Raw genomic sequence first — 13,171 nt, 5'->3', positions numbered from 1 at the left:
AACTTGACAAATGAAAATTGTGTCTTCAGAAATTCAATCTTTGAATCTCTTTTTTATGATATCTTATTTTCATAACCTTTTCTGTGTCTTACGCAACAAAATCCGTTAACTTTCGCTTTGATCTCCCTAGAATCCATACTATGTAACATTCAGGAGGGACCCTATGACTCACAATAAACATGTATCCCGTCGGTCATTTCTAGCTTTTATCGGCACGAGCGCCGCCGCCCTTGCCGCAGCCTCTACCGGACTCGACCCGCTGCTGAATAAGGCGACAGCTTCTGCAGCGCAGCCGAACATGGGATTAGCCGAAGCGATTCCTTTCCCGGCCCTCCAGCCGCAAACAACAGACCGGTTGACGGCAGCGGCCGGCTATGCCATTGATACTCTTGCCGTGCCAAGCGGTTCGGTTGGCGCAGGCAGCGGTCATATCGGCTTCTGGCCGACAAGCGAGCGGGGCCGCGGACTATTATGGGTAAGCCACAAAGCCGGGACACCCCAAGTGGGGGATACGGGGAATGCTGGTGGCCGGGGCGCATCCGTAATGGGCGTGCAACGCTCGGGAGACGGTGCATGGAAGCTTGATCCGAAAGCCCCCGAGGCCCGCCGACTCACATCGAGGGACCGCATCGATTTGACCGGCCCGGTTCGAGGTGCTCAGGCCGTGGGTGGAGCCTCGGTCGTGCAAGGGCTCTGGTGCAACGGCTCGGGGGGACGTACTCCGTGGGGTACTGTGCTTGCAGGGGAACATCCGCTGGACGTGGACGCGGCGAGGGCAGGCATCCCGACGGCCGCCGTCGGCTGGCTGGCCGAGGCTGATCCAACTGACAGCCGCTTTTCCACGCGCAAGCATACGGCGCTCGGGCGTTTTGCGCATGGAGACATTGCGGCAGCATTGGCACCGGATGGACGAGCCGTTCTCTACATGTGCGGCGAGCAAGTCCTGTTCAAATACATTAGCCGCGATGTTTATGATCCTTCCAAAGGAACAGCTAACTCCGTGCTGCTGGAGAACGGCACGTTGTACGCAGCCGACCTCGGCGGCGGTCGCTGGATCGAGCTGGCTGTAGAGCAAGTTCGCGATACACTGGCAGACCCGGCCTTCCGCATGCCTCCAGGCGTCAACCGGCGCCGGGAAGAGCTGCTTGCCATGCTGAGCGAGCAGGCGGATGTGCTGACGCATGCCCGCGAAACCGCCCTCGTGCTGGGTGCCACGCAGCTGGAGCAAGCTGCCGGTGTAGCCCTGCATCCGACCGACGGCACCCTGTTCGTATCCCAGACTGGCAGCATCTTATCCGGCAGCGGGTATGGAAGCATCCTGCGGCTCGTGGAAGACGGCGGGGATAGCGCAGCCATCGCCTTCGAATCGGATCTCGTCCTCGCGGGCGGAAGGCAGGCCGCTTTCAGCTCGCCGGGTTCGATCTCGTTCGATGCGGCAGGCCGGCTCTGGATCGCGACTAATATGCCTGCCGACCGGCTGAACCAGGGAGCCTACGCTCCATTCGGCAACAATGCGTTGTATGCGCTGACCGCTTCCGGGGAAACGTTTGCCAAGGCAGAATCGTTTCTGTGTGCTCCGGGCAGCGCCATCCTCTCCCTTCCAGCATTCGGTCCTGACGGCACTGTATTCGCCGGTGTCCATAATCCGGACATTGCCGCTTCCACCATCGTCGCGATCAGACGGATGTAACACGCGTTTCTGTACCAAAACAAGGGCTTTTCCTTGCTCCGGCATCATACGCCGAAGCAAGAAAGAGCCCTTTCTCCGTTAGGGATAACATGTTTGCCCGGAGAATGAATTACAGCTCTCCGCCCGCTTGCTGTTCAAACCGCTTGACTATCTCCACGATCACGTTGGTCGCCTTCAGCATGTTGTCGACCGACACGTACTCGTACCGGCCGTGGTAGTTCTCGCCGCCTGTAAAAATGTTGGGAGTAGGCAATCCCATATACGACAGCTGGGAGCCGTCGGTCCCGCCCCGGATCGGCTGGATGACCGGCTCGATTCCGAGACTTTCCATCGCCTGGCGGGCGATATCGACGATTTCCATGACCGGCTCGATCTTCTCGCGCATATTGAAGTATTGATCCTTAATCTCAATCGCGATGCGCTCTTGCCCGTATACGTGCCGGAGCTCCTCAACGATGCCGGTCAGCTCGGCCTTTCTCCCTTCGAACCGCTGCCGGTCGAAGTCGCGGATGAGATAGCTCAGCACGGTCTCCTCCACATTGCCGTTTATCGAGATCAGGTGGAAAAAGCCGTCGTAGCCGTCCGTAAACTCGGGCGCTTCCTCCACCGGAAGCCGGCGGCTGATCTCCATCGCTATTTTCGCGGAGTTGACCATCTTGCCTTTGGCCGTACCCGGGTGTACGATTTTCCCTTTGCACACAATGCGGACAGCCGCCGCATTAAAGCTCTCATACTGGAGCTCGCCGAGCGGCCCTCCGTCCATCGTATACGCGTATAACGCACCGAAGGCGGCCACGTCGAACCGGTGCGGTCCCCGGCCAATCTCTTCGTCCGGCGTGAACGCGACCCGGACTTTTCCATGCTTGATCTCCGGATGCGCGATCAGATATGCCATCGCGGTCATAATCTCGGCCATCCCGGCTTTGTCGTCGGCCCCGAGCAGCGTCGTGCCGTCCGTCGTAATGAGCGTATGTCCCTTATAGCCGGCCAGCTCGGGGAAATCGCGGGGCGACAGGACGATCCGCTGCTCCTCGTTCAGCACGATGTCCCCGCCGTCGTAGTTGTCCACGATCTGCGGCTGGACGCCCGCCCCGGTGAAGTCCGTCGCCGTATCGAGATGCGCGAGAAAACCGATGACCGGTACCGGTTTATCCGTATTGGCCGGAAGCGTAGCCATGACGTAACCGTTCTCGTCGATCGTCACTTCCTCCATCCCGATCTGCTTCAGCTCCTCGACCAGCATCCTGCCGAGCGTCCACTGCCCCGGCGTGGAAGGACAAGACGGGCTGCCGTCGTTCGATTGGGTATCGACTTGCACATAAGAGGTAAATCTGGTAATAATCTCATTTTTCATCTCGCTCAACTCCTTATCGATTATTGTACTGCAATGCGCCCCGCATTGAAAATAAGCCGTCTCCCGCGAAAGCGATGTGAGCGCATCCTGTTGCATTATTCATCCTGCTTGGTACAATGTCTATGCCAAGCTTTTTTCACAGCTCTTTCCCCTTAGGGTAGCTATACAGCGGACGGCGCACGAACCGACAGCAGAAGTCTTCACCAGGGAAGCGGAATCTAAACAAACGAAGGGTGTTGGAACCGATTGGACAAACGAAAAGCGAAAAATGAATTGCCGCCTAACTATGCGGAACTGAGGACAGCCTCGAACCGGACCTCGAATTGGCGCGAGCGGCTGACTGCCGTAGAAGAGCTCGGCGCCTGGAAACATGAGCAGGTGATCGACATCTTGACGCACCGGATGAATAACGACACGGTGTATCAAGTCCAGGAGGCCGCCTACCGCAAGCTCAAGGAGTTTGGCGAGAACGTGCAGCAGCCGCGCAGGAAAAAGGGCGAACTGGTCAAGGGAACGACGAAAATTTTCGTCCGCATTAAAAAAAGTTTGCCGGAGGGCCACTCGTTCGAGCAATTCAAGGAAAAACTGCATAAGATGAGACTTGATGTATACGATACTTATGAAGGGGACAAAGGCGCAGAGTTCGAAAAATGGCTGGAAGAGTCGTGGGCCGCGTTAACGAATAAATAGGCGGTGCGAGACGCATCTGACTCTGATTTTTGGAAAAGGCGACATTTTATAGCCGTGATGTGTTATAGTTTACCGAGAACATTAAATTTAGGAGTGATCCTCTGAGAAAACAAAAACCTATGCCCTTTGACGAATTGCTTAAAGAATTGCAGGGTCAAAAAACAAGTAAGGAAGGCCAGACTTCGCTCGACGAACTGTTCACCAAGTCGTTTATGAGCAAGCATTCCTCCTGCAAAAGCTTTAACGAGTTTCTGGAGATCGGCAATTTCCAAGCCGATACGCTCGATGATATCCGTAACATTCCCGACGAACTGTGGGACCGGCATGTCGCCAGGCAAACCAAGTTCGCCGACTGGAAGTCGATGCTGAACGAAGCGACCCGCGAGCAAGCTAAAGCGCAGTCGATGCATAGCTAGAAGCGAGCGTTCGAACGGTCCGCGGCTATAATGACGAAGCAAGTCCTCTTTTTGATAAGAGGGCTTTTTTGTTGCTACCTGCTGGCCACGCCTGCACCCTTTTCGCGGATTTTAGGAGCTGCAAACCGCTCTTATTCCGTGTCCAACCCGGTTTGCGGACCAAATAAAGCATACAAACGAGGCTGTCGATTCATTATGGACAACCAAGTGGAAAGGGAAAAGATTACCTTCTGGCGAGTTTTGTCTGGAATCCCCTACCTTACAATCCTTATTCAATCAAGGGATTCCGGACAACCTGTTTGAGTAGAAGAAGGTAACTTTTCACTTGGAACGGCCTGCTAACACTTCTACACAATGAATCGACAGCTTCACAAACCACTCTTATTCGTTACCTCCACCACGAAAAAAAGCGTCCCTCCCCCAGGAAGAGACGCAACCCGATTATCTTACATCACCCCTGATCGGCCAGACCTCCTCCCTGTCCCGCAGCAGCAGCTACTGCTGCTACTAGATGCTTACGACTCCCGCACCGTCCCCTCCGGGTGCTCCAGATGCAGGACAAGTCCGTCCGGCGTCATCTTCCATTCCACCTGAATGTCGCCATACGGTGTCGGGATCGTGCCTGAAGCTTGATGAAACACCGTCCGCACCGGCTCCACCCGAAATACCCGAAAACCCGGCTCGACCGGCCGGACCCCCAGTATATAGGCGTAATAAAAATAAACGGGGATGGCCGACCAGCCGTGGCACAAGCTCCCGGCCTGACCGAACGCGTCGGCCCCGTCCTTCGTCTCCCAGAAGCTCGTCGCGCCGCGGTACAGCATATGCCCCCACTCGTCCGCAATCGTATCGAATACGATCTGCCCGTATAGCTCGGGTTCGGCCAGCAAAGCCTGGAACTTGAATAAGGCGTAGCTGAGCGAAACCGGCACCCATCCGTTGTCCGGGCAAGACAACCGTCTCCTTAAATCGGCCACAGCCGGCTCCGGGCATACACGGGCACAGAGGGCCAGCGATTGGGTTAATTCGGCATAATGATCGCCTTCGTCTCCCCCCAGATACGTCCGGTAAGCGAGCGCTGTCGCATCCCAGAACTGTTCATGGACGGCCGCTTTCACCTTATGCGCGGTTTCCCGGTAGCCCCGGGCCGCTGCAGCGTCTCCGCAGGCATCCGCCATGCCGCCCGCAGCCTCTAACGCCATCGCGAAAAACAGATTAAGCGGCGCGTCGAATCTCGTGCCCTCCAGCCCTCCGTAACCCGGCTTGGTTGCGGCCGCACCGTTCAAACCGCGCTCCCAATCGTAGAAGTTCCAGTAGCCGGAGCTTCCCGGAGTGACCAGCAGCCCGTCCCGCAAGCGGGCCGTATGCTGATCCAACATCCGCCGAACGATGCCGAGCATCGCTTGGGCCTGCTCAAGATCGCCGCTGTACAGCAAATGTTCCTCCAGTTGAACGATCCATAGGAAGCTGAAGGACGGAATCGTGAACGGGCTTCTCGCCGGAGCGGTCAGCTCCAGATAACCGTCCTCCTTCAACCCTTCGCTGAACAGCCGGTTCGACGCGGCCGGAAATTCGTACTCGCCGAAGGCGTAATATCCGCACAATGCCTGATTCCGGGAATCCATGGCGTACAACGCCTGCTCGCGCCAGGGCGTATCCTCGTAATGCTCGTGCATGCACAGATGGAGGGTGCGGACGGCCACCTGCTCGATTTGACGGTGAAGCCGGTCGGGGCAGCGGAATTCGCCTTTCCATTCAACCGGGTACTCCACGGACCGAAGGCCTGCGTAATAAAGCACGAACTTCTCTTTAACGCCGCTAATATGAAGCTGCAGGTAGCGCCCCGCCCATCGTTTCATATAATGGGTGAACCTTTGCCGTCCCTTGCCGCACCGGTATCGGGTGGCGAAATGTTTGCCGCGGACCGATGCGCGGACCCGAAGATCGTCCAGATGCTCGCCGTATGCGATATCGAGAAAGGCGCCCTCTTCTCCGTCCAGCTCCAGCTCCAGAAAACCGCATTCTTCCCGTCCCATATCCAGCACCAGATACACGCCGCCGTTTTCTTGGAACGCTTCAGGCTTGATCGGCAATCCCCCCGAAGAGGGAAGCGTCAGCGGACCTCCGCCGCCGATGAGCGACCGGGACAGGCGATGGGACAAGTAGTCGCTCTGCATCAGCTCCGCCACTATCGCATCGGACGGCGCCGCTTGTCGCACGTACACTCCCTGGGTGATCAGCTTCGATCCGCATCGCTCTTTCACATCCAGCTTGCGCACCGGTCTCGCATACCATGCCGGATACTCGTCTGCAGCCCGTCCCGGACCGGATCGCTTCCACTCGTCCGTCATCCGGTATTCCGGACTGAGCCAGCCGTCGCCGCGGGCCGCGTCGTATTCGAACGTAAACCCGAGCTGCGCCGTGCTCATCGGGAGCCGTCCGGAAGCATACGTCCGCGAAGGCCGGCAATACGCGCCGCTGCCGCTCCGGATCGTCTCCATCCCCGTCTCCAGCGTGTAGATCAGCCCCGGGGTGCCCGGAATATATTGAAAGCTGTTAACGCCTTGATAATAGGCGAGCACGCACAGCACATTATCCCCCTTCCGCAGCAGATGCCCGACGGGCAACCGGTCGTAAGCTTTATGATCCGGGAAATCGTCATATTGACCGGCATCCGCCCATGTCCCGTTGATCCATACGGCGTACTCCGAATCTACGGAAATATACAGGCTCGCCTGCTCCGCTTGCTGCGGCAGTGTAAATTCGTGGCGGAATTCCACATATTGATTCACCTCGTCGCGGCTTCGGCCGTTCCACATCCAGACTGAATTGTCCAACGGATTCATCTTCGCTCTCCCCCTGCGTCCTCTAAAGGAAGAGGCGGGTTCTCCCCGCCCCGTGCCTTCCTGCTTATCGTGCGGATCACTCGATTTCTCCGACATATAGATTGTCGAACCATGCCGTTCCATCCACATCCGCGTCCGATTTCAAATAAACCTGCACATACTTGGCCGCCGCCGCAGGCGTTACCTCCAACTCGTAATACGTCCAGTCGGAAGCGGGCGCGATCTCTTTCCACGTATAACCGATCGTCGATGAGCCGTTCTCCCGGACCTCCCTCAGCCCGATCGACACGCTGCCGCCGGTAGCGCCGTTTTTGGCCCAGCCCTTCAACATATGTCGGGTACCCGGTTCGATCGCGATCAGGTCGGAGTTGATAACGTTCCAGGCGTTGGCCGAATCGGGCTGCAAGGAGACGGCATAATGACCGCCGTAGACGGCGTCCTGTACCCAGCTTCCTTGACGCATCAGCCAGCCGGCAGGTCCCGTGCTTGAAGCGTTAGCCTGCTCGAATCCCGGATTGGGCAGTATATTTTTATCGATATGAACCTGAAGCGGCATCGACCGGACCGTCTTCCCGTCCGCCTGCACCCGGATCGTCGCCGCATAGACCCCGTCGGTAACGCTCATCGGTACATATACCGTGCCGCTGACCGTAACTTGCTGATTCCCCGGCAGTTGGAAAGGAGCGGGAAGCTGTACGGACAAGGCGGATGAGGGCTCCGTCTCGAATCCGACCTGCAGGCTTCCCGGCACGTTGTTATCAACCTTCACCGCAAACGGGTAACTGCCGCCCTTATTCGCCAGAATGGCGTCCGGTTCGATCTTCGCGCTTAGCAGATCCGTATAAGGAGACCGAATGAACGTATCCGTTAAGATCGCAACTCCCGGTTTGTTGGAGTACTCCAGCTCGATAACGGCTTGCAGCCGGTAACTCTTCTCCAGCAACGGCTCCGCCATGCGGAAGCTGAACGTCTCCGTCGCCGATTGGCCGCTGCCGAGCGGGGAGACGGTCCGGGTTTCCGGCTCCAGGCCGAACGGATCGGGAAACTTCAACGTGACCCGGATGTTTTGCAGTCCGGTCTCCGCTCCGTTGTGCAAGGTGAAGGACAGCTCGTTCCGCTCCTCCTGTCCGACCAGCAGTCCGCCTCCGACATGAAGCTCACTCCGGACATACGAGGCGGCCAGCGGCCCGAGCCGCTCTCTGAGCTGCTTCATAGCGGCCAGCATATCCGGCTTTGCAGATGCGCTGCCGTTCAGATCGGCCCACTCTTCCAACTGGCCCGCCTTGTGCAAAGCCTGAATCGCCGTATGAACGGCTGCAGCGGGATCGGGGGCGGCTCCGGTCAGATAACCCCGGATCACGTTCAGTTTGGCTTCCAGCTGGTTCATGCGGGACGTCCACTGGGCATCCGCAGAAAGCCCCGAAGCATGAGCCGCGATCGTTAATGCTTCCGAGATCCTGTTCTCGAACGGGGTAATCCGGTAGAGAAGCGCTTGCTGCGGACCCAGATGAACCGTCAGTTCATCGCCCTGCCCATCCAGCACCGAGCGCGTGTCCCCATAGAGCAATTCCGCGCGATAGCCCGTTACCCCCAGCGGGACAGTCATCTGACGGATTTGTTCGCTTGTATTGACGGCTGCGGCGTAGCGGACATCTTCATGCTCCCACACGGCCCAGCGGCCGTGGTCCGTCTGCCCTTGGCCGATCCGGCTCCCTTCGGTCACCAGCCGGCCGAACAGCTCCAGCTCTTCCCGGAAATCGACCAGCCCGGGCCAGAGCGCGGATTGCCGCAGCTGGAACGTATTTTCATTGATCGAATAATAGGCTACGCCTTGCAGGCCATTCGCCAGCGTCTGGTACGCCGCATTGCGCACCTGCCCGATCGTCGGCAGAATCGGCCAGTTCGGCGGATTATGCATCGCCTGCAGGACGTTCCAGACCGGCTTTTCCCCTGCCGCCTGCTTGGCCGCCGCCGTCCGTTCGCCGACTAAGGAGATCGGTTCATACGGGATGGTATACACGTCCGTTACCAGAATATCCGTCGCCTTGGCTGTCGTGGCGTAATACGGCGGCATGGCTTCGACCATATAGGTCGGATGCGCCTGATCGAGCGACCGAATCAGCCGGTAGGCGTCGGCCAGCTCCTCCAGTGTTTTGCCGTTGGAGAACGGTTCATCCATAATCATCCAGGCAAGCACCGCCGGGTGGGTTTTGAACCGGGTTACGAATTGCTCGGTCAGCGCCGCATTTTCTTTTACTTTCATATTATAGTACAGCGGAACCATCACCTTCAGCCCGCTTTGGTGGGCGGCATCAAGCGCGCTTTGCAGCGCATTGGCGTTATTCGTGACGATACCCTGCACCGTATTGACCCCGGCTTCATTTAAATAAGGATAGTCGGTCTGACGCACATGGTAGGCCGCGATCGGAAAAAACGGATTCCCGTCCACCAGAAGCGTTCCGTCGTTCCGCAGCATCGTCGGACGGTTGATCCGGTACACCGGCTTCGTCACGGTTTCCAGAACCGCATTCGATGAGTCCATAAGGCGGACCTCCACCCCGTACGGCTCCTCCATGACCATCTGCGACGGATCGAACGGGAAGCTCATCGGCAGCGCCGCATTGGCATGCGCATACGTCGCAAGGACGACACCGGTCGACTCCCGGTAGATGCGGGCCTCCGCATGCAGTTGATCCAAGGGACCGACCTGCGAGTTGAAAGCGGCCTCCACGTTGCCTTCATCGGCATCGGCATAATAGAAAATCCGGTCTGTCGTCAAATCGATCATGGACCTATGCTTCAGCAGAACGAAGGAAGCATCGTCAAAAGAAACCGATCCGGTTCCGTACATCCGCAAATAGACCAGGACCAGTCCGGCCTCTTGAGGAATCTCAGCCTCAAACCGCAATTGCTGCCAGTCGCCCGTTATATCCTGGGCCAAAATATTTTTCTGCATATCGTACTGGCTTAGCCGGTTGGCCGGGGTACGCACCTGATCCCGGTAATATTCGAATTTAACCCCTATGCTTCCGGTTACTCCAGGCGACTTGAACCAGACCGACACGTCGTATACGGCGCCCGATTCGACGAGCACATCCTGTGCGATCCACGGGTTCGTCGTCTGTGCCGTCTCGATCCGGATGCCTTCCGCACCCGAGCGTGCCGCCGCGGATGCGACCTGGATCTCGGGATTGCTCCAGCCCCCCATCGCCAGCCAAGGAAGCGGTTTGCCGTCAGTGATTTGCTCGAAGCCTCCGTTATGCATCGCGTCGCCCCCCGGACTATGGGCGATGGCCTGCGGCGCCGCCGCTGCCAGCCCCAGCAGTTGAAACAGCAGTGTGAACAGACATAGGATCGCTGCATTTTGCTTGACTGACATGAATCGCGGATGGGGCAGCCATGAATCGAATCCGTTCATTCCAAACCCTCCATTATGCCGAGTTTACGATACGGTCCACTTATTTTTTCAGCTTCGCGTCGGCGATCGTCTTCTCCGCCTGCTCCTGCGCTTCGCGCAGCGCCGTATTGAGGTCCTTCTTCCCTTCGATGACTTGCTGTACGTATGGAGTGAGCACCCGTTCGACCGACAGCAGGTACGGATTTTTCGTAACGCCCGGAGCGATCTGGTTGTCATACAAGGCCGCCCAGTTTTTGTCCTTAAACGGCGTATCCTGCGCGAACGCTTTTCTTACCGTCTCGCTGGTCAAAATCGGCATGTTGCCTTTTTTCGCTTCGGACAATTGGGCCTCTTCCGATACCAGATACTTGATAACCTCCATCGCCGCGTCCTTCTCTTTGGCCGTCGAGGTGATGCCGAACACGACAGGCATCGACTGCGAGCCGACCTTCGGCTTCTCCTTGAACACAGGCAGCGAGACTAGATCCCAATTAATGTCGTTAATATTCGGGATCGAGAACGGGAAGCTGGAGTTGAATACGAACATGCCGAGCGTCGGAGCATCGGTAAATTCAAGCCGGTACGGAAGCTTCTTTTTGTCCGTTACGAACTTTTGGTAGCCTGCGGTCTTGCCCGGTGTTAATAATTCCAGGTGCCGTCGAGAAACGTCGGTTTTTCCGTCTTGGCATCCACATAAGGAATGGAATACTGGTTGTTGCCGAGAATATGGGCCGGCGACGCCGTAAATCCGATATAGGGAATGCCGCCGTCTTCACGGTCCAGTTTTTTGGCCAGTTCGTGCACTTCATCCCAGTTCATCCCGTCCTTCGGATAAGGAACGCCGAATTTATCGAAAATCCCTTTGTTGTAATACATCACTTGAATCATGTTGCTGACTGGTAGCGCATACAACTTGCCGCCGCCCGACGCTTTTAAGCCTTCGATCAGCCGGGGCTCGATCGCGTTCAGATCGACACCGTGCTTTTTGGCAAGCTCGGTCATATCGAATTCGAGTTTGGACCCCTCGGCCAGCTCAAAGTAGTACGAATCCGTCTGGAACAAAATGTCCACCCGCTGACCGGTTGCGAGCAAATCCTGCAGCGTGCTGCCCGCTTTGCTCTGGATGTAAGTGATTTTGTAATCGGGGAATTTCTTGCGGATCCGATCCCCGTAATTGGCGTCAAAGCTTTCCGGCGTCCCCCCGTTGTTCGTATGGATCACGAGCTCGACCGGCTCCGTCCGTTTGGGCGGCTGGTTGTCGCCTTCGGCGGCCGATCCGCCGTTTCGGTTCCCCTGCTCGCTGCCGTTTCCGCAGCCGGACGCTGCCAGCGTCAGACCGGCCAGAAGAGCCGGAAGTACAAGCCCATTCACTTTCTTCCTGTTTCTCGCTTTTGTTCCCATGTTCAGTTCCCCCAGTTTCCCTGAATTCTAACGCAACTTGCATCGGACCATCGGATCTCACCGGACAGCTTCGCCTTCTTGTGCGGGACATCTCTCCGGAACCCGTATGCCATGTTAGTACCGCTTTTCAGAAATCGATTACCCTATGTTGGCAAACGACCTTATTCAACCTCCCCTCACCTCCCCGGCAGTTTCTTATATTTATCATAAAGCCAAGACGGGGGCAGGGCTTTGCCGCAAAGGTCAAACCTTTTGTCAATCCGGTCAAAACATTCGGCTCCCAATCAGGAGCTCGCCTGACATCGCAAGCCGTTCTGCGAATGGATACGGCCTTGGAATCGAACGGTGGCGGCTGTCCCCTCTTTTATCCGGCCAAGAACATGAAATATAATAAGATCATATCGGTTCTGCTCGCTGTCGTTCGTTGCAAACGATTTCAATTGGATCAGGGGGAATCCGGCCGATGCGTCCGAGACATGTGTTGAAGGAAGAACTGACCATTCGCAAGCTGGTCACCTTTTATTACCGGGAAATGTCCAAACATTTTAGCACCAAAGGAGGAGAACGCCACGACTTCTGGGAATTCATCTATATCGATAAAGGGGAAGTGGAGTTTTATACCGATCTGGGGACGTATCATCTCCGACAAGGGGACATCTTGTTTTTCATGCCGGATCTGTTTCATGGGGGCCGATCGGTAAACAAGACGATCTGCAATATTATTATCCTCTCGTTCGAATGCGACTCGGCCTGTATGTCCGTCTTCGAGGGCGAATGCCGCTTTCGTCTGCAGGAGGACGAATACCAGATCTTATCCTTGATTGTACAGGAAGGCTTGCAGGCGTTCGATCCGCCGGTCAACTCGCCGATGATCTCCGGGTGTCCGCACGAGCGGGAGAGCGCGGCCTTCGGCGGAGAGCAGCTGATTCGCAATTATCTGGAAATTTTTCTGATTCGTCTGATACGCCGGAGAAGAGCGGAACAAAGCGCAAGAAGCAAAGCCGCCTTGGTCGGGGAGGTCCCGACGAACGAATCTTTTTCGAAAATCATCCAGTTTATGAAGAGCCATATCGAACAAAATTATACGCTCGACCAGCTGTGCGACATTTTCGCGATTAGCCGCACGGGACTTAAAATGATCTTCAAGGAGCATACAGGCATCGGGGCGATGGAATATTTCAATCGTCTGAAAGTCGACCGGGCCAAGCAGCTCATTCGCGAGGAGAACGGCAATATATCGTCGATTGCCGAAAGCCTGGGCTACAGCAGCATCCACCATTTCTCCAAGCAGTTCAAGCGGATCGCCGACATGACGCCCTCCGAATACGCCAGGTCGATTCTCGCCCGAACGAGAAGGATCGGCGGCTAGGGGAAGCG

Annotated in this window: 9 protein-coding genes; 4 read left to right on the top strand and 5 right to left on the bottom strand. The window is 56.8% G+C overall.

Translation table 11 applies throughout. The annotated features are described in order from the left end of the window. Nucleotides 1-163 precede the first annotated feature (163 nt). Nucleotides 164-1,690, top strand: coding sequence for a PhoX family protein (locus AC3Y2E_RS24235; RefSeq protein WP_379214985.1), 1,527 nt, complete (start codon nucleotides 164-166; stop codon nucleotides 1,688-1,690). Between the two features lie 109 nt (nucleotides 1,691-1,799). Here the strand turns inward: AC3Y2E_RS24235 and pepT are convergent, their stop codons facing one another. Continuing rightward, nucleotides 1,800-3,044 carry a peptidase T gene (gene pepT / locus AC3Y2E_RS24230; protein WP_379214983.1) on the bottom strand — a complete coding sequence of 415 codons (1,245 nt, stop codon included), beginning with the start codon at nucleotides 3,042-3,044 and terminating at the stop codon, nucleotides 1,800-1,802. 246 nt (nucleotides 3,045-3,290) lie between these two features. Between pepT and AC3Y2E_RS24225 the strand changes: the two genes are divergently transcribed. After that, a complete protein-coding gene (locus tag AC3Y2E_RS24225) occupies nucleotides 3,291-3,734 on the top strand; it encodes a HEAT repeat domain-containing protein (protein ID WP_379214981.1) in 444 nt (147 codons plus the stop codon). Nucleotides 3,735-3,853: 119 nt separating this feature from the next. Then, nucleotides 3,854-4,150 carry a hypothetical protein gene (locus AC3Y2E_RS24220; protein WP_190931560.1) on the top strand — a complete coding sequence of 99 codons (297 nt, stop codon included), beginning with the start codon at nucleotides 3,854-3,856 and terminating at the stop codon, nucleotides 4,148-4,150. A 515-nt stretch (nucleotides 4,151-4,665) separates the two neighbouring features. Here AC3Y2E_RS24220 and AC3Y2E_RS24215 read toward each other — a convergent pair. The 4 genes from AC3Y2E_RS24215 to AC3Y2E_RS24200 all read right to left on the bottom strand — a co-directional run bounded on the left by AC3Y2E_RS24215 (nucleotide 4,666) and on the right by AC3Y2E_RS24200 (nucleotide 11,794). Further along, nucleotides 4,666-6,996 carry a family 78 glycoside hydrolase catalytic domain gene (locus AC3Y2E_RS24215; protein ID WP_379214978.1) on the bottom strand — a complete coding sequence of 777 codons (2,331 nt, stop codon included), beginning with the start codon at nucleotides 6,994-6,996 and terminating at the stop codon, nucleotides 4,666-4,668. Between the two features lie 76 nt (nucleotides 6,997-7,072). Further along, a complete protein-coding gene (locus AC3Y2E_RS24210) occupies nucleotides 7,073-10,414 on the bottom strand; it encodes a carbohydrate binding domain-containing protein (RefSeq protein WP_379214976.1) in 3,342 nt (1,113 codons plus the stop codon). 40 nt (nucleotides 10,415-10,454) lie between these two features. After that, nucleotides 10,455-10,940, bottom strand: a complete 486-nt coding sequence (locus AC3Y2E_RS24205; RefSeq protein WP_379214974.1) for a type 2 periplasmic-binding domain-containing protein — start codon at nucleotides 10,938-10,940, stop codon at nucleotides 10,455-10,457. Between the two features lie 92 nt (nucleotides 10,941-11,032). After that, complete coding sequence (locus AC3Y2E_RS24200; protein ID WP_379214972.1) at nucleotides 11,033-11,794, bottom strand: ABC transporter substrate-binding protein; 762 nt, start codon at nucleotides 11,792-11,794, stop codon at nucleotides 11,033-11,035. Nucleotides 11,795-12,257: 463 nt separating this feature from the next. On the opposite strand from AC3Y2E_RS24200, the gene AC3Y2E_RS24195 reads away from it, so the two are divergent. Then, complete coding sequence (locus AC3Y2E_RS24195; RefSeq protein ID WP_379214970.1) at nucleotides 12,258-13,163, top strand: AraC family transcriptional regulator; 906 nt, start codon at nucleotides 12,258-12,260, stop codon at nucleotides 13,161-13,163. The last annotated feature ends 8 nt before the right edge of the window (nucleotides 13,164-13,171 follow it).

The sequence above is a fragment of the Paenibacillus sp. MAH-35 genome (genome assembly GCF_058135425.1).
This window is presented reverse-complemented; position numbering and strand designations above follow the sequence as displayed.